The sequence below is a fragment of the Erythrobacter sp. BLCC-B19 genome, from assembly GCF_028621955.1.
Classification (GTDB): Bacteria; Pseudomonadota; Alphaproteobacteria; order Sphingomonadales; family Sphingomonadaceae; genus Erythrobacter.
The window spans coordinates 2035099-2053483 of sequence record NZ_CP117516.1 but is presented as its reverse complement, the minus strand read 5'-3'; the positions used below and the strand labels follow the sequence as shown (position 1 = coordinate 2053483).

Sequence of the window (18385 nt, the reverse complement as noted above, 5' to 3'; positions counted from 1 at the left end):
CTTGCCAAAGCGGGCGGCGCGGGGTAGGGATGTGACACCGTGAGACAGAAGACGGATCAACCGGCATGAAGCGCGACGCGCGCCCCGATTTCGAGGCTTTTGCCGGCGACCTGTTCGGCGAGATCATGCTCGCCGATTCGGCAGCGGCAGTCTCGGTGCAGAAGAAGCCGCTGTCGCGCTTCGTCCCCGGCCTTGCGATTGCCGCGATTGCCGGGGCCGCGGCCGCATGGCTGGCGCAGAATTACGGCGTGCCGGTGATCCTTGCGGGCCTGTTGATCGGACTTGCGGTCAATTTCGCCTCCGCCGACCCGCGCACCCATGACGGGCTCGACGCGGCCTCGCGCCACGGGCTTCGCGCCGGGATCGTGCTGCTCGGTTGTCAGGTCACCGCTGCACAGGTGGCGGCGATGGGCCTGGTGCCTTTCGCAGGCCTCGCGCTGGTCATGGCCGCCGCGCTTCTCGCCGCGCTCGCCGCCGCGCGCGCGACCGGGCAGAGCGCATCGGCCGGGCTCCTTGGCGGCGGGGCGACCGCGATCTGCGGCGCTTCGGCCGCGCTCGCGCTCTATGGCGTGATCGGGCGGGAACGGATCGATCAGGCGCAATTCACCCTGACCCTTGTGATCCTCGCAGCCGCGTCGGCCATCGCGCTCGTCACCTATCCGCCGCTGACGCAGATGCTGGGCTTTTCCGATGCGCAGGCGGGGTTCCTTGTCGGCGCGTCGATCCATGATGTGGCGCAGGCGATCGGCGCAGGCTTTGCCGTGTCCGACGCAGCGGGCGCGCAGGCGACCGTGGTGAAGCTTACTCGTGTGGCCATGCTCGCCCCGCTGGTGACGCTCGCCGCGCTGTGGATCGCCAAGGCCGAGCCTCTGCCCGCAGGCGTGGGCCGCGCGCGGGTGCCGATGCTGCCGGGCTTCATCCTCGCCTTTCTGGGGCTGGTGGCGATCAATTCGCTCATCCCCCTGCCCCCGATGCTGGCCGCCCATGCGCTAACCGCGTCCAAGACCCTGCTGCTGCTCGCCGTCACCGCGACCGCGATGCGCACCCGCACCGATCTGCTGCTGGGCCTTGGCTGGCGCGCGGTGATGCCGGTGCTGGCGGCGACCATCGCTTCGCTTGTGGTCGCGCTCGCTTTCGCCCAGTGGGTGATCGCATGAGCACCCTATTTGATCTCGCGGTGATCGGCGGCGGCGTGAACGGCGCAGGGATCGCGCGCGATGCCGCCGGGCGCGGGGCGAAGGTGCTGCTGCTGGAGCGGGGCGATCTGGCGGAGGGCACTTCGTCCAACTCCACCAAGCTGATCCATGGTGGGCTGCGCTATCTGGAGCACTACGAGTTTGCCCTCGTGCGCGAGGCCTTGACCGAGCGCGAGGTGCTGTGGGGCATTGCGCCGCACATCATCTGGCCGCTGCGCTTCATCCTCCCCCACCGCCCCGGCCTGCGCCCGCGCTGGCTGCTGCGGCTGGGGCTGTTCCTTTACGACCATATCGGAGGGCGCAAATACCTGCCCTCGGCTGAGAGCGTCGATCTGACTCGCCACCCGGCAGGCGCGGTGCTGAAGGGCGATTACACCCGCGCCTTCGCCTATTCGGATGGCTGGGTCGATGATGCGCGGCTGGTGGTCTTGAACGCCCGCGATGCCGCCGACCGCGGGGCCGAAGTGCGCACCCGCTGCGAGGTGACGGCGCTTTCGCGCGCGGGCGATCACTGGCGGATCGAGGCGGGGGGCGAGGTCTTCACCGCGCGCGCCGTGGTCAATGCCGCCGGGCCGCGCGTGCTCGACCTCTTGGGCCGCGCCGGTGAGCCTTCGGCGCAAAGGATGCGGCTGGTGCGCGGCTCGCACATCGTGGTGAAGAAGCTGTTCGACCACGACTTCGCCTATTTCTTCCAGCTGCCCGACGGGCGGATCTTCTTTGCCATCCCCTACGAGCAGGACTTCACTCTGATCGGCACCACCGATGTCGATCACCACGGCAGCCTTGATGAAGTGCGCGCGTCCCCGGAAGAAATCGCCTATCTGTGCGCCGGAGCCTCCGAGTATTTCCGCACACCCGTGACGCCTGCCGATGTTGTGTGGACCTATTCCGGGGTGCGCCCCTTGGTCGACGACGGATCGGGCCGGCCCGAGGCGGCGACGCGCGGTTACCGTTTCGAGATTGACGGCGGGCCGGGCGAAGCGCCGCTGCTGTCGGTGTTCGGCGGCAAGATCACCACCTACCGCGAACTCAGCGCCGAGGCGATCAGCAAGTTGGTGCCCTTCCTGCCGGTGCTGGCGGGCGCGGACTGGACGGGCGGGGCGTTTCTGCCCGGCGGGGATTTCGGGCGGTTCGATGCCCCTGCCCTCGCCCGCGATCTGGCGGAGCGCTATCCCTTCCTCACCGAGACCCGCGCCGCGCGGCTGGTGCGGCTTTACGGCACGGTCGCGGCGGAGTTTCTCGGCGCGGCCAAGTCTGCCGCCGATCTGGGCGAGGATTTCGGCCATGGGCTGACCGCAGCCGAAGTCGATCACCTGATCGCCCGCGAATGGGCGCGCAGTGCCGAAGACGTGCTGTGGCGGCGCACCAAGCTGGGGCTGCACTTCACCCCCGAACAGACCGCCCGTCTCGCGGCATACATCACCGAAAGGACAACTCCCGCATGACCCGTATTGTAGCCCTTGGCGGCACGGTGAACCCCGGCTCCTCGACCGAACAGGCGCTGCGCCTGGCCGCCGGGATTGCCGCGGCCGAAGGGGCCGAGGTGACGGTGTTCGGCGGGGAATATTGCGCGGGCCTGCCGCATTATCTCGGCCCCGGCCACACCGCGGCGATGGGCGCGGAGCTGGTCGAGGCGGTGCGGCAGGCCGATGGCCTGCTGGTCGCCGCGCCCGGCTATCACGGCACGATTTCAGGCGTGATCAAGAACGCGCTCGATTACCTTGAAGACCTCGCCCGCGATGAACGTCCCTATCTTGATGGCCGCGCGGTCGGACTGATTGCGACCGCTTTCGGCGATCAGGCCTCGATGTCGACGCTGCTGACGATGCGTGCGATCACCCATGCCCTGCGCGGCTGGCCGACCCCGATGGGCGCGACGATCCGCACCTATCGCGGGCTGTTTTCCCCCGATGGCGAATGTCTGGATGAACGCGCGCGCGGGCAGCTCGAACTCGTCGGCAAGCAGGTGGTGCTCGGCGCCAAGAGCTTTGCCGCCGGGCGGGATCTGGCCTGATGCCTGCCGGGCTGGACGCGGCGCTCGCGGCAGTGGCAGCGGGGCGCATGGTCGTGATCGCAGGCGACCGGCTGCGCGGCGGGGACATCGACCTGATGGTCGCCGCGCGCTATGTGACGCCCGAAGCGATCAATTTCATGGCCACCCACGGGCGCGGGCTGATCTGTCTGGCGGTGACGCCCGAGCGGGCGGCGCAGCTGGGCCTCAGCCTCGTGAACCCCGGCACGGCGCGTCAGACCGGACGGCCCTTCGCCCGCTCGATCGAGGCGGCGGAAGGCGTGTCGACCGGCATTTCGGCAGCCGACCGCGCGCATACGGTGCGGGTGGCGATGGCTGACGGGGCGAGTTCGGCGCACATCCATTCCCCCGGCCACGTCTTCCCGCTGATCGCGCAGGCCGGCGGCGTGCTGGTGCGGGCCTCGGCCTGCGAGGCGTCGATTGACCTCGCGCGGATGGCAGGCGCGGGCGATGCGGCGGTGATCTGCTCGATCATGCGCGACGATGGCGAGATGGCGCGGATCGACGATATCGGCGATCTGATCGCCGCCCACGGGCTTGAAGTCGCCGATATCGGCGCCTTGATCGACAGGCTGGAGGGGGCCAAGGCATGAACGAGGCGCGTCTCACCCGCCGCGCGCTGATCGCGGGCGCCGGCACCGCGGCGCTCGCCGCGCCCTTGCTGGCGCAGCAGGCCGGGCGGATGATCGACCTTGCCCTCCCCGGCGGGCCGAGCCTGAGGCCCACCACCCCTGCCTTCCCCGGCAAGGGCGAGATGATCGTCCAGCGCATCCGCCCCCCGCTGCTCGAAGCCCCGATGGAGGTGTTCCGCGAAGGGGTGATTACCCCCAATGACCGCCATTTCGTGCGCTGGAACTGGGATATGCCCACCAGCATCACAGCCGCCGAGCACCGTGTGGCGATTGGCGGGGCGGTGACAAAGGCGGTATCGCTGACGCTCGACGAGGTGGCGGCGGCGGGCGAGCATATCTCGGTCGTCGCGGTCAACCAGTGCGCGGGCAACGGCCGGGGTCTCTCGACCCCGCGCGTCACCGGCACCCAGTGGGGCAATGGCGCGATGGCCTGCGCCAAGTGGACCGGGGTGCGGCTCAGGGATGTGCTGGCGAAAGCCGGGGTGGCCGAGGGGGCGAAGCGCGTGCGCTATGCGGGCCTCGATGTGCCGCTGACCGACGGCGCGCCGCAGTTCATCAAGTCGCTGCCGATGGACATCGCGATGCGCGACGATGTGCTGGTGGCCTGGGCGATGAATGATGAACCGCTGCCGATCCTCCACGGTTTCCCCCTGCGGATCGTGGTTCCGGGGTGGTTTTCGACCTATTGGGTCAAGATGCTCTCGACCATCGAAGTGCTGACCGGCGAGGATGAGAGCTATTACGTCGCCAAGTCCTACCGGATGCCCGCCCAGCCGATCACGCCGGCGGACAAGGACTTCGATACTGTGCCCATTACCGCCATGCCCCCGCGCGCCTTCATCACCAGCCATGCCGATGGCGCGGCGGTTGCGAAGGGCAAGCCGCTGGTGCTGGAGGGGATGGCCTTCGGCGGCGATGCGGCGCTGGAGCGGGTCGATCTGGTGGGGGCGGGATGGTCGATCCCCTGCTCTCTCGGCCCGGACGAACACGGCCCTTACGCCTTCCGCCGCTGGCAGGTCGAACTGCCGAGCGTGTCGGGTGACCTCGCCGACATCGGCGTGCGGGCCACCAACGTCAAAGGCGCGATGCAACCCGAGACACTGGCGTGGAACCCATCGGGCTATGCCCGCAACGTGATCGAACGCATCACCCTGAGGGCACAATGAGAGCCGCGCTGATCCTCCCCCTGCTCGCGCTGCTGACGGCCTGCGATGCGGCGCCCAAGGCGAGCTTTGCCGATGCCAGCATCACCTTGCCCGACGATCCGATCGACCTGCCCGACGGCCCGGGGCGCGATGCCGTGCTCGCCAATTGCACCGCCTGCCATTCGCCCTCGACCCTGCTCCAGCAGCCCAAGGTTAGCCGCGAGAAGTGGGAGGAGATCGCGGGCAAGATGATCAAGGTCTACAAGGCTCCGGTCGATCCTGCCGCGATCCCCGCGATTGCCGATTACATGGTTCACGTTCAGGCCCAGGGCGAAGCGAGGCAATAGCTCAGGCGCGCAGCTGGCGCTGGTATCCCGCCCCGTCGCGCAGCAGGCCTGCCACCGCGTCGGCGGCAACCGGCTTGGAGAACAGATAGCCCTGGATGTTCTGGCAGCCTTCGCGTTCGAGCACTTCGAACTGGGCAATGTCCTCCACCCCTTCGGCCAGCGTTTCCATTCCCAGCGCATTGGCGAGCGTGGTGATCGCGCGGATCACCGCATGGCCGTTGCTGCTGGTGCCCAGATCCTCGACGAAGCTCTTGTCGATCTTGACCTTGTCGAACGGGAAGGAGCGCAGATAGCTCAATGAGGAATAGCCCGTCCCGAAATCGTCGAGCGCAATCCTGATCCCCAGCGCGCGCAGCGAATGCAGCGTCGCCATGGTCGCATCGACATCGGCGATGAAGATGCTCTCGGTGATTTCCAGCTCCAGCCGATGCGGGGCAAGGCCGCTCGCCGACAGGGCCGACAGCACCGTGCTGGCAAGGCCGGTGGCGGTAAACTGCTTGGGGCTGACATTGACCGCGACCGAGACATCGGCGGGCCAGGTGCTCGCCTGATGGCACGCCTCGCGCAGCACCCATTCGCCGATCGGGATGATCAGGCCGGTTTCCTCGGCAAGGCCGATAAACTCGACCGGGCTGATGCGCCCGCGGGTCGGATGGTTCCAGCGGATCAGCGCCTCGAACCCCGTCAGGCGCTTTTCGGCTAGCGAATAAAGCGGCTGGAAGTTCAGTTCGAACCCGCCGTCCTTGATCGCGGCGCGCAGATCAAGTTCCAGCTGGCGGCGCTGGCGCGCGGCTTCATCAAGCGCAGGCTCGAAGAAGTGGTAGGTCGCCTTGCCTTCATGCTTGGCCCGGTAAAGCGCAAGATCGGCGTTGCGCATCAGCGTGATGCCGTCCTCGCCATCGACGGGGGCCATGGCGATGCCAATGCTCGCCCCGCAGGACGCGGCCTGACCATCGATGGTGATCGGCCGGTCGAAGCTGCGCTGGAGTTTGTCGGCGATGATGCCGAGGCTCGCCTTCTCCTCGATCCCGTCGATGAGAATCGCGAATTCATCGCCCCCCAGCCGCGCGATCAGCGCATCGGGCAGGTCTTCGCGCAGGTGATCGGCGACGGTCCGCAGCAGGGCATCGCCCGCCGGATGGCCAAGCGTGTCGTTGACCATCTTGAAGTCGTCGAGATCGACATAGGCCACCATCACCTTCTCGCCCGCGCGGCGGCGGCCGAGCATGGTGGCGAGCTGTTCGGTGAAGAGCTTGCGGTTGGGCAGGCCGGTCAGCCCGTCGTGCAGGCCGACATGGATGATCTCGCGCTCGCGCTCCTCGATCGCGCGGACCATGGTGTTGAAGCTGTCGGCCAGCCGCCCGATCTCGTCATCGGTCTCGACCGCGAGCGTGACTTCGCGGCCCTCGCCAATCAGGCGGGTGGCCGCGTCGAGCTGCTGGAGCGGTTCGGTGACCGAGCGCGCGACCTTCCAGCTCAATCCCAGAACCAGCGCGATGCCCCCGACGGCGAGCGCGATGAGCCAACCCTTGAAGGTGTCATAGGCGGCCAGCGATTCGGCCAGCGGGTGGCGCAGCACCAGCCGCGGGGCGATGCCGTCCTGCAACACCGGCAGGTCGGAGACGTGGTTGAGAAAGCGCTCGCCCCCCGCATCGCGTTCGAACACGTCATTGGCCTTGGCTTGCCGCAGCCAGACGGGTTGGCCCGTAGCTTCAACCACTTGCGCCTCCAGCGCAATCGGGGCGAGTTCGACCAGCCGGTCAAGCTCGGCCCGGTCGAGCGGCTGGGCGATCACCAGCCAGCCGATCAGATCGGGCGCTTCGATCGGCGCGGCAGCCGCGAGCGCGAGACCCTTGTCCGAAGCGATGATCCCGCGCGTGCCGCCCGCGTCGAGCCGCGTCCACAGCGTTTCGGGCGCGGGCACGCCGGTGGCATCGGCAGCCAGCACCTCGCCATCAAGCGTCAGGACGAAGGCCATGTCGCTGCGCACCCGGCCTTCCAGGCTGGTGAGCGCGCTGGCGATGGTCGGCGCGTCGCCCGTGGCCACCGCCTCGCGAAAGCCGAAGTCATGCGCCAGCACGCCTGCCTGATCGCCCATCTGGCGCGCGCGGGCGGCGAGGATTTCGTCGAACACGCGGGCATTCGCGCCGAGGTCTTTGGCCGCGCCGCTCTCGGCAAAGCGGGCAAGCCCGCCGGCGGCAAGGCTGACGACAAGTCCAAGCACCGCGGCGAACAGCCCGGCATAGAGCAACGCAATGCGGCTGCGCAGCGAACCAAATCGCAGCGCCGCAAGGCGGGCCAGCGCAACGTGCGCCGGCGATTTGGCAAGGATCATCGCATTGCAACTCTAAGCTTGTGCGTCTGCGATCCGCCGTTGATGGTTATGGGTGACTTGCTCTCATTGCCGGGCGCCCGCAGTGCGGGGTGCCACACCGTCAGGCTCGCCCCGCCACCGGGCATCCCGGTGAGCGTGACATAGCCGTTGGTGTCGGTCTTGGCGGCATAGGGCGTATCGGTGACGCGGATATAGCCGCGCATCTCGTCATGGATGTTGCAGCCCAGCTTGACGCTGCCCGCCACGGCGAAGCCCTGCGTGCGGGTCTGGTCGCGGCCATACAGCTCGATCTCGAACCGCGCGGGCTTGGAAAAGCTGTAGATCGAATGGCGCACATTATCGAGATTGGGAAAGGCCACGGTGCTGCCCTTGGCAACGATCAGCGTGCCGGGGGTGAATTCGCGGTTCTTCTGCGCCATGCCCATCTTCCAGGGGAAGCGAATCGGCCCGGTGTGGCCCTTGTTGCTGCGCAGTTCGACCACCGCATCGCGCACCGGCACGCCGCGTTCGTCGACCACCTGCACGCGCAAGGAGGCAGGGCCGGCGGCAAGGGCATCAGGCAACAGCACGGGTGCTGCGGCCAACGCCAGCAGCATCGACAGGCCTGCAAACCTAGGAAGATTACGTGGTCGCATAGTTGATGCGGTCAACTAAGATCGAACCCTTAAAATTCCCTCGCTTCGTGGTTTAGGTGATGTTTACGCTACCATGCCTAACGCGGCACGAATGAGCCTAACACTTCTCAACGTGCTGACGCTGGCCCCAGCAGCCCTCACCTTGCCCGATGCAGCGCCCCACATCGCCTTCGTGCCGGTGCTGGAAAGCCCCGCGCCGTCAGCCGAACGCGCGCTGCCGCAAATCGCGGCACAGGCTGTGGCGCTGGATCACGGCCCGACTCGCCCTGCCGAACTGCGCGCGCTGCAGCCGATCGGGGAAGCTAACGCTTTTGCCAGCGACGCGAGCGGCGGGGTGCGGATCGGCAAGGTCGATGTGCTGAAGGGCGGCAAGCTGCTGCTGACCAATGCGATCAGCACCGTGGAAGGATCATCGGGCGGCGGCATCGCACGCTGGGCCACCATCGGCGGACGGCAGATGCCCGGCGGGATCGGGATTTCGGGCCATGCAAGCGCGATCGAACTGGCTGATTTCGGCTGGCGCTCCTACGGCGTGGCGCTGGGCTTTGGCGACCGGCTGGAGCTGTCCTACGCCCGCGCCGATTTCGACACGCGCGACATCGGCGCGCTTCTGGGGATCGGGCAGGGCTACACCTTCAACCTCGACACCTTCGGCGCCAAGCTGCGCGTGGCGGGCGACCTTGTCTATGGCGAGAGCTGGCTGCCGCAGATCGCGGTGGGCGTGGAGCACAAGCGCAGCCGTGACGGCGCGCTGGTGCGCGCGCTCGGCGCGGCGGATGATGACGGCACGGATTACACCATCAGCGCCACCAAGCTGCTGCTCGCGCGCAGCCTGCTGGTCAACGCGACGCTGCGCTATACCGAGGCGAACGAACTCGGCCTGCTCGGCTTCGGATCGGCGGCGGGCGCAGGCTACAAGCTGCAATTCGAAGGATCGCTGGGCTACCAGCTGTCGCGCCGTGCGGTGGTGGGGGCAGAGTATCGCAGCAAGCCCGACAATCTCGGGCTTGGCGACGATGACTGGATGGACATTTTCGCCGCCTACGCCCTCACCGACAATCTGACCCTCGCGGCGGCCTATGTCGACCTCGGCTCGATCGCCACCATCCCCGATCAGCGCGGCGGCTTTGTGTCGGCGCAGGTCGCATTCTGATTTCGAAAGGCCCGCCATGCTGCTGACCACCGCCGCCTCTGCCTTCCTGATGCTCATGCAGCAGGCGCCCGCCGAGGGCACTGACTGGGACGCCGAATTCGGGGTCGAGACCAAGGAGCGCGATCCTGTCACCGGTGAAATTCCGGTCGAGCCCTACGATCAGTCCAACGCCAACGCCGGGGCCACGCCCTATGACAGCGCCGGGCTGGTCGCAGCCTTCGGCGGGCGCGAGGGGATTGCCCGGATCGCGGCGCGCACGGTCGAGCTGTCCGAGGCCGACCCGCGCATCGCCGACATCTTCGCCGCGCACGACATGGTGCGCCTCAAGCGGACGCTCTCCGAACAGTTCTGCTATCTGCTGGGCGCAGGCTGCGATTACACCGGGCGCGACATGAAGACCGCGCACACCGACATGGGCGTGACCAAGGCCGACATGAACGCGCTGGTCGAAAATCTCCAGATCGCGATGCGCGAGGCCAAGGTGCCGTTTGCCGCGCAGAACCGCCTGCTGGCAAAACTCGCGCCGATGTCGGGCGACGTGGTGGAGCGCTGATCCTGCGCCCCGGAACGGGTGGGTGCCGGCCGGCCGTGCGGGGGGGCAATCAGAGGCCGGCACCCGGCGCGCATCACCAGCCGAAGCGGATCGACGCGCGCAAACTATAGCCGATCTGGCCGAACTGTTCCTCAAGGCCCAACTCGCCGGCGATCTTGTAGCTGCCGTCCCCGCCCAGCGCGCGGGCGCGGGCGAACCAGCCGCTGTCGCGGCTTTCCGGCGTCAGGGTGAACTGGTTGCCGGTGTTGTAGCGCGCACGGGTCGCGCCCAGCTCGTTGGTCAGCAATTCGCGCCAGCCGCCCTCGGCCTCAAGCCGGAACCAGCCGGTATCGCGCGCCTGCATCCCCCACAGATCGGCCCCGACGGCAACCGCGCCGTTGATGCCGACTTCCTTGCTCGAACGGCCCTCGACCGTCAGGTTCAGCGCATTGCCGCCGCCGGTTTCGGTATAGCCGTCTTCCTTCAGCCGCAGGTAATCGACCACCAGTGACGGGCGGAAGAAGAAGAACTGCCCGCCGCCCTCGATCGAGACGCCGCCAGTCGCCGTGACGAAGTCGCCTTTCCAGGCGCGGTTGATGGTGTAGCTGAAGGCATTGGTGCCGGTGCCGCCTGCGACCACGCGGCTGCCCGAGAAATCGGCCTTGCCCAGACCCACGCGGGCAAAGCTGATGACGGGGCCGAACTTGCCGCGCCAATGCGCGCCGGCTTCATAGCTGTCGCTCAGCACCGAATTGTCGAAGAAGCCCGACTTGTGCTTGTTCCACAGCCAGCTGCCGGTCACCCCGAAGGCGCCCGCCTTGGTCAGATATTCGCCGCCCAGCCGGAACCCGAGGCCGGTAAGGTCGAAGTCAGCCGATTGGCCGCGCTCCTTGTCGGCGTTCCAGTTGGCGAAATCGGCGATGATGCGGAACTTGCCTTCTTCATCGAAGGGCGAGTTGGGGTCCATGAAGTGCCGGTCAAAGGCGCGCAGACCCTGGCTGAGGCCTTCAAAGCTGCCGCCCGCGTGATCGGGCATGGTTGCCGCAACATAGGCCTGAAACACCTCGGCGGTGCCGATGTTGAGGAACAGGTCGGCGACCTTGGCGTCCTTCGACAGCGCAGCGAACAGCGGATCGAAGGCCGCGCTTTCAGTGACATTGAGGCCAAGCTCGCTGGTCGCCTTGCGGTTGATCGCCACGTTGATGGTGTTCCCGCTCACCCCCAGCGTGGCCTTGTAGAGGAACGGCACCAGCGCGCTGTCGGCGGCAAGGTTGCTCGCGCCTGTGAGGCTGCCCGCGGTCAGCACCGAATAGGTGCCGCCGGTGATGGTGAGATCGGCAAGGCGAATACGCAGCTTCGATCCGCTCGCGAAGGTGGCGTTGCCGCTGACATTGATCGCGGTGTTGACGTCGGCCGCGCCGCCCACGGTCACGCCGATCACCCCGGTCGCACCGACATTGAGGCTGGCAATGTTGTTCGTCCCCGTCAGCACCAGCGTACCGGCGGAAAGCTGCACGCCGACGTTCTGCGCATTGAGCAACCGGCCCGAAAAGACCGCGGTGTCAGCCAGCGAAAGCGTGCCCGCTCCGCCGCCAAAGTCCGACGTGCCGCTGAAGGCTGCATCGCCGCTCAGGACAAAGCGGTTGGTGCCGCCGCCGAAGCTAACCGTGCCGCTTGCCACGCCGTCGAGCAATTCGAGGAGATCCGAGCCGCTGCCGAACCGGATGTCTCCGGTGATCGAGGGCGCGGCATTGCCGCTGCTCACCACGGTCTGACGGATGATGCTGTCGCCGGTGCGTGCCGACAGGTCGATCGCGACATTGCGGGTCGAGGCCGCGTCCGCCCCGCTCGCGGCAATCGCACCGCTGTTTTCGATCAGTCCGAGCGTGCCCGAAAGGTCGCGGATCGCAAAGGCGCTGCCCGCCGTGGTGGTGGCGGCACTGATCGACTTGGAGTTGCGCAGGATCGGCAGCGAGGCACCCTCGGCGATCAGCAGCGCGGTCGCGCGCCCGGTGCCGGTCGCGGTGCCGCTGACGTTGGCTACCAGCGTGCCGGCATTGTTCAGCACCGGCAGAGTGGTGCCCGTGCCCAGTTCAAGCCCGGTCGCATTGCCATCGCGCGCCGCGCCGCCGATGCTGCCATTGATCTGCATCCCGTTGGTGATGGTCACATCCGCCCCGCGACCGCCAATCCGCATCCCGGTGCCATTGACCCCGGCATAGACACCATCGCCCAGAATGATGCCCGACATGATGATGCCGAAATTATTCGCCGTGCCCTCGGTCGCGCCGATGGTGATGTCATTGGTGGTGCCGCCGATCTGCACCGCGGGGGCTGCGCCATAGGCGATGATCCGGGTGGTGCCTTCCTTGGCATCCTCGATCCCGTCCTTGTCCTCGTCATTGTCGCTCGCGACCGAATCGGTCGGGGCGATTTCGAAGATGATGCCCTTGGCGACATTGCCCTCGATCACCAGCGCACTGCCGCCTTGCAGCAGATCGTCGGCATCGAGCTTGGAAACGTCGGTCGGGGCCGGCACGGTGCGATAGCCGCTGACCGTGATGGTGCTCTGCACCCGCAGCGCACCGCCGAGATTGCCGCCGAGCACCGCGCCCTGCGAATTGCCGCCGCGCGCGGTGATCTCTCCCGCGAGGCGCACATTGCCCGAAATGTCGCCCATCGCCACGCCGACCGAATTGTTGCCGGTGACAGTGGTCTTGCCTTCATGGGTGAAGGTGCCGGTGATCGCGGCATTGGCGCGGATTCCGGCCGAGGCGTTGCCTTCGACCACGATGGTGCCGGTGTGGCTGAGATTGCCGGTCAGCGGGCCATCGATGCGGATCGCGGTGCGGCCGGTGCCCACCGCGAAAGGCCCATCAAGGTCGCCGTCATTATCGCTGTCGGTGGCGGTGTAGGTCTCGTCGATCGTGATCGTGCCGGAATTGGTGATGTTGGCCGTGCGCGCGCCTGTCACCAGAATGCCGGTGGCATTGTCGGCATTGCTGATGGTGATGTTGCCCGCGTTGGTCACCGAATTGTTGCTGTCGACCGTCACCGCCGTCCCGCTGGTGACGGTGACCGACCCCGCCGTCTCGATCCGTACGTCATTGGGCTGCCCGCCATTGACGGTCGAGGTCACCACCGGCGTCGTGCGCGCGGTGCTGATGACGGTCTGGGCGGCAAGGGGCTGAGCCAGCGCGGCAAGGGCCGTGCCGGCGAGAAGCGTACGGGGGTGCATTTAGGGGTTTCCTCCTGATCCTTTGCTTCAGGAGACGGAGGCATCGCGCACCAACCTTGGCCGCCCGCGATTTTTTCTAGAACCGGATGTCGAACCCGATGCGGATGGTGCGCGGCTGGAGCGGTGTCGTCTGCGCGCGCCCCGTGCTGAACGGCGTGCCGAGCGCAAAGCGGTTGCCTTCGCTGTCGAACAGGTTGCTGAGCGTCAGCGTCAGCCCGGCATTGTCGCGCCCGAAGCGCAGGATCATCCCGCTGTCGAGATAATCGCCCTGCAATTCACCCAGTTCCGGCCCGATCCCGAGCCGCGACTTGCCGATATAGCTGATCCAGCCGTCAGCCTCGAGCGCGGTGCCATTCCCGAATTCGCGCCGCCATGTCAGCCCCGTCCGGCCGGAAAAACGCGCGATGTTGGGGATGCGGCTGAGGCGCGGGGCGGCAAGGATGCGCGCGGCGCTTTCCGCCCCGCGCGGCGGCTGGATGTTGAACCCGGTGAGCGTCAGCGGGGTAAGCGAGAAGAACACCGGGACATCGACTTCGCTGTCGTTGATCGTCGCTCCGGCCTCAAGCCTCAGGCCCGGCGCAAGCCGCACGCTGCCGGACAAGCTGGCCGACCAGATCCTGCCGGTGCCGATATTGGCGGTGGTGGGCAAGCCCCGCTCGTCGATGAAATCGGCCTGAATGTCGCGCCAATGGGTATAGGACAGGCTGGCCGAAAGGTCGAAATCCCCGCGCCCCGGCACGCCCCAGCCGCCGCCCAGTTCGATGGTGCGGGCATGATCGGATCGGAACTGCCGCACGAACTCGCCCGACACCGCCAGCCCGCCGGGCCGGAAGCCCTCCTGATAGCGCAGGTAGGCGCGGCCATCCTCGCCGACGTCGAGCAGGGCCGAGGCAGAGGGGAGATAGGCGGTCTCGCGCCGGGTGGCAGTGACCGCACGGCCCGCCAGCGCGATCTGGAGCGGAACATTCTCGCCTTCGCCCCCCAGCTCGACCGTGGTGGCGCGCAGGCCCGCCGCCAGGGTCAGGATCGGAAGCAGGCGATAACTCGCCTCGCCATAGCCGGTGATCTCGAACACGGTGTTCTCGACCCCGGTGGTGGCGGCAGGCGGCTGCCCTGCAAGGCCCAGCGCGCGGGTCAGGGTGTTGCGGCTGTCGATCACGCTGGTGCCCAGCACCCAGCCCAGTCCGCTCCCCTTGCCCACCGGCTGCCAGATGCGGGTTTCGTTGGCGATCATGTGCGTCTGCCCGCGCTGGCTGAACAGGCGCGGCGCGCTGCCGGGGGCGGTGGCATCGTATCGCTCGGTCAGATCCTGCGCGCCGATCCCGGTCGACGATTTGATCCGCACCCCGCCGATCCGTCCGCTTAGCACCAGCTGCGCCTGCCCGTATTGCGCCCGGCTGCCCTCCGTCACCTGCGCCGAGCTTTCAAGCGCGCGCGCGCTGACGCGGTCGGCATACTGGCTGTCGGCGGCCTGCGTATCCTGCCCCAGCAGGATCACATCGGCCTGCCAATCGGGCGCGATGTCGACCCTGAGCGCCGCGCGGCCCGACAGGATATCGGTGCGGTTGACATTGCGCTGCCCGATCAGCGGCTTGTCGATATAGCCGCCAAGCGTTGCCGCATCGAGATTGAGGCGCAGCGTCGCTGTCTCGCCTGCCAGCGGCAGGTTCATGGTCGCATGGGCATCGCCGCCCGGCTCGCCATTGACGATCGCGCTCGCCCCGCCCGAAACGACGAGGCTGGTCTCGCCCGGTTCCGGCGCGCGCGGCACCAGCCGGATGATCCCGCCGAGCGAACCAGCGCCGTAGAGCGTGCCCTGCGGCCCTTCGAGGATCTCGACCCGCTCCATGTCGGACAGGCGCAGGTCGGGGTCGGGGGCGTTGTAGGACAGGCGCAGGTCGCCGAAATACTGGCCGACGGTTGCCTGCGTCGGCCCGGTGAAGCTCGAATCCGCAATGCCGCGGATGAACAGCTTGTTGCGTCCGCTGCCGAGATAGGTCGAGCTGACGCTGGCGGCGCGCTGCATGATCTTCTCGGTGCCGCCCACCCCGCCGCGCTGGAGCACGTCGCCATCAAGCAACGTGACCTGCGCGGCCACTTCGCCAAAGGCCAGATCGCGCTTGGTCGCTGTGACGATGATGGGCGCGCCTTCGGTCTCCTCCGAGCCTTCGGACTGCGCCGCGCGCGCCGGTGCCGACGGCGAGGTTGCCGGGCGGGCGCGCTTCAGCAGCGACCTTCGGGGCGGCGCGGCGACCAGCCGCCAGGCATTGGGGCCGACCTTCACCGCCTGCATCCCGCTTGCCCGGGCAAGCTTGTGGACGGCCTCACCGGCATCCATCCGGCCGACGATGGGGGCAATCCGCCGCGCCCCCTGTGCGGGATCGGCGATCACGATGCTGGCATTGGTCGCGCGCGCAATCGCGATCGCCGCCTCGGCCACGGTGCCAGCGGGCACGGCCAGCTCAACCGACCGCGCTTCGAGCGCGGCCGGCGCGGCCAGCATGGCGATGGCGGCAAGCGGGATGAGCGGTCTCATGGCATCAGCGGGCAGCGATCACCCAGCCCTCCCCCTCGCCATCCGTGCGCGGACGCACCCGGACACCCAGCAGCCCTTCCAGCGCGCGCGGATCGGCCTTTACCGCATCGAGCGCGATACTGCCTGACAGGCGCGTGGCGCTGTCGGTGCTGGTGAAGGTCGTGCCGGTCGCGCGGGTCAGATCGGCAGCGATGTCGGCGAGGGTCGCGTTCTGGAAGGTGATCCGCCCGCGGCTCCATTCGCCCACCGAGGCAGCATCGAACCGGTCGACGCGAAACACGCCGTCAGTGCCGACCGCGCGCTGGCCCGCGTCCACCCTCACGCCTTGCGCCTGCGGGTCGATGATCACCGCGCCCTCGGCCACGGCGACATCGAGACTGGTGCCGACCATCCGCACATCGAACACTGTCCCCGCATCGACCAGCCGGGTCGCGCCAGCTTGCAGCACGAAAGGATCGGCCGCGTCATGGCGGATGGTGAAGAGCGCCTGCCCGCTCTCCAGCCGCGCCGCGCGCGCGCCTTCGATGGTCAGGCGGCTACCCCCGCCGAGCGTCACGCTGCTGCCATCGTCCAGCGCAATCAGCCGGGTCTCGCCCGGCGCGGTGACATACAGCGCCTCGCCCTGCGGCCAGAACCCGATCAGAAAGGTCGTGGCCAGCACCAGTGCAGCTGCCACCGCCCCGCCGAGCCACGCCCGCCCGCCTGAAAGCCAGCCGGGGGCGTTGTCATTGGCGGCGACAGGTTCGGTTTCGCTCGCAGGAACCAGCGCTGCCGCCTCATCCAGCGCGACCTGTGCGGCGTCATAGGCCCGCCCATGCGCCGGATCGGCCTCCAGCCATGCCGTAAAGGCATCCCAATCGGCAAAATCGGGCTCGCCCGTCTGCAGCGCCCAGTGGAGGGCGGCATCGTGGATTGGCAGGTCAGGTTTCATCGCAAACAGTCTCCTGTCTGCAAGACGGAGCCATTGCGCTCAAGCCTCATCGAGCGTCCTCCTGACTTCGAGGATGGCGGCGTAGGCGCGTCGCAAGTCGCTCTCTACCGTGCTCAGGCTGATGCCGAATTCGGCGGCGATGTCGCGCTGGCTGACACCATCGATCCGGTGGCGGCGCAGGATTGCGGCGACACGCGGACCGATCGCATCCAGCGCCGTCTGAACCGCGGCGACCTGTTGGCGCGCGGCGATGGCGCGGTCGGGCGCGGGCGCCGGGGCGATGTTGTCGGCAAGGCCCGGCTGCAGCTCGGCCCAGGCCTGTTCCCGCGCGCGCGCCTGCCGCTGCGAGCGATAGCGGTCGATCATCAGCCGGTCAGCCGCGCGCATCATGTAACCGATCTGCGCCGCTGCCACCGGATCGGGCGCAGCCGCGAGCCGCAGCCACAGTTCCTGCACAATGTCCTCCGCCGCTTCACCTGCCCCGCGCGCACGCACGAAGCGCAGCAGCCGTTCGCTCTGCGCCAGAAAGGCCTCTTCGAGCGAGGCGGAAGGGGAAATGGGTGGCCGGGACACAGTGTTTCGGGGTCAGTGCTTGACGACCCTTTCACTGAACACGGGCCGAACGCGCCCCCTCATAGGCGCAAATCCGGCCTGCGAACAGGCCCGCTGCCGATCAGCCCGGCAGGTTCTCGCACAGGATCTGCTGCGGGGCGCGGCCGAGCTTGTATTCCCCCGCATCAAAGCCGCCGCCGGTGTAGTTCTGCCACAGGTCGATCCCGCTGATCCAGCACGTCCCGTCGCTGCGCCGCGTCGCCACCCATGCGCCGATCTGGCGATATTCGGGCACGCTGGTGATCGCGTTGCGGTGAACATACCAATCTGAACTGTAGAGGTGGAGGCGCAGGATCGTCTCGTCCGGCACCAGACGGGCAAAGCCGTCATGCAGGCCCTTTTCCAGCGCCGGGTTTCTGGCCACAGGCGGCTTCATCCGCACCTGCGCCAGCGCGGCGGCGCGGTTGGCCTCAACCTTGCGGCGGATCGCGGCGTCATCGCCCATCTGCGCCAGCGCGGCATCGGCCTCGGCCAGCTGCGGGGCGATTTCGGCCATGTCGGGATAGACCCGCGCCATCGCTCTCAGCCCGTCGCGCAGCGCCAGCAGCTGGTGACGCTGCATCTGCGCGCGGCAGATATCGGCCGCGAGCGGAGGCACATCGCTGTCGGGCGAGCGCTGGCCGGTCGCCTCGAAAGTCTCGCGCCAGGCGGCGATATCGCGCGCCGTGCCGAGCACCTGCTTGACGTAGTTCTTCCGCTCCAGCCCCAGCTTCTTGGGGTCGGTCGGCCCGGCGAGGAAGGCATCAACGCGGGCGTTGTAATCTTCCAGCATGGCCGCAAGGCGCGCCGGATCGCTGGTGCAATCCTGTGGATCGAAGCGCGGGATGCCGAAGCGCTTGGTGAAGTCCCAGGTGCGCTTGACCGGGTTGGGGCTGTCGGCCTGCGCGCTAGCCGGGCCTGCGCCTGCGCGCCCTTCACGCGGCGCGCGCTGGGCTGCGGCGGGCGCAGCGGCCAGCACCGCCGCCAGTGTCAGGGCAAGCGTCAGTGTCCCTCGGTGCATCATCGTCTCCCTCCCTCTTGTGCAGCGGAAGGGTGCGCGGGGGCTGCCGCTTGGCCAATCC

General features: G+C 68.0%; 15 protein-coding genes. 8 read left to right on the top strand and 7 right to left on the bottom strand.

Going from position 1 to position 18385, the window contains the following annotated elements; all coding sequences use genetic code 11:
• The first annotated feature begins 65 nt into the window (after positions 1 to 65).
• From PS060_RS09600 to PS060_RS09575, 6 genes are read left to right on the top strand one after another with little or no spacing between them, the layout of a single operon-like run.
• Positions 66 to 1157 (top strand): YeiH family protein, encoded by a 1092-nt coding sequence (locus PS060_RS09600; RefSeq protein ID WP_273982736.1) that lies wholly within the window; start codon positions 66 to 68, stop codon positions 1155 to 1157.
• The gene (locus PS060_RS09595; protein WP_273982734.1) at positions 1154 to 2641 is read left to right on the top strand and encodes a glycerol-3-phosphate dehydrogenase; all 1488 of its coding nucleotides are present in this window, start codon (positions 1154 to 1156) and stop codon (positions 2639 to 2641) included. Before PS060_RS09600 ends, PS060_RS09595 begins: the two co-directional genes overlap by 4 nt.
• Positions 2638 to 3210 carry an NADPH-dependent FMN reductase gene (locus PS060_RS09590; RefSeq protein ID WP_273982733.1) on the top strand — a complete coding sequence of 191 codons (573 nt, stop codon included), beginning with the start codon at positions 2638 to 2640 and terminating at the stop codon, positions 3208 to 3210. Before PS060_RS09595 ends, PS060_RS09590 begins: the two co-directional genes overlap by 4 nt.
• Positions 3210 to 3821: a 3,4-dihydroxy-2-butanone-4-phosphate synthase gene (locus PS060_RS09585; protein ID WP_273982732.1), complete on the top strand. Its 612-nt coding sequence runs from the start codon at positions 3210 to 3212 to the stop codon at positions 3819 to 3821. Before PS060_RS09590 ends, PS060_RS09585 begins: the two co-directional genes overlap by 1 nt.
• Positions 3818 to 5026, top strand: a complete 1209-nt coding sequence (locus tag PS060_RS09580; RefSeq protein ID WP_273982730.1) for a molybdopterin-dependent oxidoreductase — start codon at positions 3818 to 3820, stop codon at positions 5024 to 5026. The genes PS060_RS09585 and PS060_RS09580 overlap by 4 nt, the downstream gene beginning before the upstream one ends.
• On the top strand, positions 5023 to 5352 hold the full coding sequence (locus PS060_RS09575) for a cytochrome c (protein ID WP_273982728.1): 330 nt from the start codon (positions 5023 to 5025) through the stop codon (positions 5350 to 5352). The genes PS060_RS09580 and PS060_RS09575 overlap by 4 nt, the downstream gene beginning before the upstream one ends.
• A gap of 1 nt (position 5353) precedes the next feature.
• On the opposite strand, the gene PS060_RS09570 is transcribed toward PS060_RS09575, so the two are convergent.
• Positions 5354 to 7687, bottom strand: coding sequence for a putative bifunctional diguanylate cyclase/phosphodiesterase (locus tag PS060_RS09570; RefSeq protein WP_273982726.1), 2334 nt, complete (start codon positions 7685 to 7687; stop codon positions 5354 to 5356).
• A complete protein-coding gene (locus tag PS060_RS09565; protein WP_273982724.1) occupies positions 7684 to 8283 on the bottom strand; it encodes a methylamine utilization protein in 600 nt (199 codons plus the stop codon). The genes PS060_RS09570 and PS060_RS09565 overlap by 4 nt, the downstream gene beginning before the upstream one ends.
• Before the next feature lie 130 nt (positions 8284 to 8413).
• On the opposite strand from PS060_RS09565, the gene PS060_RS09560 reads away from it, so the two are divergent.
• Together PS060_RS09560 and PS060_RS09555 are read left to right on the top strand one after the other, a co-directional pair.
• Positions 8414 to 9475: a DUF3034 family protein gene (locus PS060_RS09560; RefSeq protein WP_273982723.1), complete on the top strand. Its 1062-nt coding sequence runs from the start codon at positions 8414 to 8416 to the stop codon at positions 9473 to 9475.
• Between the two features lie 16 nt (positions 9476 to 9491).
• Positions 9492 to 10028, top strand: a complete 537-nt coding sequence (locus tag PS060_RS09555; protein WP_273982721.1) for a group I truncated hemoglobin — start codon at positions 9492 to 9494, stop codon at positions 10026 to 10028.
• 73 nt (positions 10029 to 10101) lie between these two features.
• Here the strand turns inward: PS060_RS09555 and PS060_RS09550 are convergent, their stop codons facing one another.
• The 5 genes from PS060_RS09550 to PS060_RS09530 all read right to left on the bottom strand — a co-directional run bounded on the left by PS060_RS09550 (position 10102) and on the right by PS060_RS09530 (position 18327).
• Positions 10102 to 13245, bottom strand: a complete 3144-nt coding sequence (locus PS060_RS09550) for an autotransporter outer membrane beta-barrel domain-containing protein (RefSeq protein ID WP_273982720.1) — start codon at positions 13243 to 13245, stop codon at positions 10102 to 10104.
• A 76-nt stretch (positions 13246 to 13321) separates the two neighbouring features.
• Entirely contained in the window at positions 13322 to 15781 is a 2460-nt protein-coding gene (locus tag PS060_RS09545; RefSeq protein ID WP_273982719.1) for a TonB-dependent receptor, read from the bottom strand.
• A gap of 4 nt (positions 15782 to 15785) precedes the next feature.
• Positions 15786 to 16712, bottom strand: coding sequence for a FecR family protein (locus PS060_RS09540; protein WP_273982718.1), 927 nt, complete (start codon positions 16710 to 16712; stop codon positions 15786 to 15788).
• A 39-nt stretch (positions 16713 to 16751) separates the two neighbouring features.
• Complete coding sequence (locus PS060_RS09535; protein ID WP_273982717.1) at positions 16752 to 17285, bottom strand: RNA polymerase sigma factor; 534 nt, start codon at positions 17283 to 17285, stop codon at positions 16752 to 16754.
• A gap of 100 nt (positions 17286 to 17385) precedes the next feature.
• Entirely contained in the window at positions 17386 to 18327 is a 942-nt protein-coding gene (locus tag PS060_RS09530; protein ID WP_273982716.1) for a hypothetical protein, read from the bottom strand.
• Between the last annotated feature and the right edge of the window lie 58 nt (positions 18328 to 18385).

Coding starts and splice junctions, on each gene's coding strand:
- PS060_RS09565 (WP_273982724.1), bottom strand. CDS start 8,283: ATGCTGCTGGCGTTGGCCGCAGCACCCGTGCTGTTGCCTGATGCCCTT.
- PS060_RS09560 (WP_273982723.1), top strand. CDS start 8,414: ATGAGCCTAACACTTCTCAACGTGCTGACGCTGGCCCCAGCAGCCCTC.
- PS060_RS09555 (WP_273982721.1), top strand. CDS start 9,492: ATGCTGCTGACCACCGCCGCCTCTGCCTTCCTGATGCTCATGCAGCAG.
- PS060_RS09585 (WP_273982732.1), top strand. CDS start 3,210: ATGCCTGCCGGGCTGGACGCGGCGCTCGCGGCAGTGGCAGCGGGGCGC.
- PS060_RS09540 (WP_273982718.1), bottom strand. CDS start 16,712: ATGAAACCTGACCTGCCAATCCACGATGCCGCCCTCCACTGGGCGCTG.
- PS060_RS09580 (WP_273982730.1), top strand. CDS start 3,818: ATGAACGAGGCGCGTCTCACCCGCCGCGCGCTGATCGCGGGCGCCGGC.
- PS060_RS09590 (WP_273982733.1), top strand. CDS start 2,638: ATGACCCGTATTGTAGCCCTTGGCGGCACGGTGAACCCCGGCTCCTCG.
- PS060_RS09530 (WP_273982716.1), bottom strand. CDS start 18,327: ATGATGCACCGAGGGACACTGACGCTTGCCCTGACACTGGCGGCGGTG.
- PS060_RS09550 (WP_273982720.1), bottom strand. CDS start 13,245: ATGCACCCCCGTACGCTTCTCGCCGGCACGGCCCTTGCCGCGCTGGCT.
- PS060_RS09600 (WP_273982736.1), top strand. CDS start 66: ATGAAGCGCGACGCGCGCCCCGATTTCGAGGCTTTTGCCGGCGACCTG.
- PS060_RS09575 (WP_273982728.1), top strand. CDS start 5,023: ATGAGAGCCGCGCTGATCCTCCCCCTGCTCGCGCTGCTGACGGCCTGC.
- PS060_RS09595 (WP_273982734.1), top strand. CDS start 1,154: ATGAGCACCCTATTTGATCTCGCGGTGATCGGCGGCGGCGTGAACGGC.
- PS060_RS09545 (WP_273982719.1), bottom strand. CDS start 15,781: ATGAGACCGCTCATCCCGCTTGCCGCCATCGCCATGCTGGCCGCGCCG.
- PS060_RS09570 (WP_273982726.1), bottom strand. CDS start 7,687: ATGATCCTTGCCAAATCGCCGGCGCACGTTGCGCTGGCCCGCCTTGCG.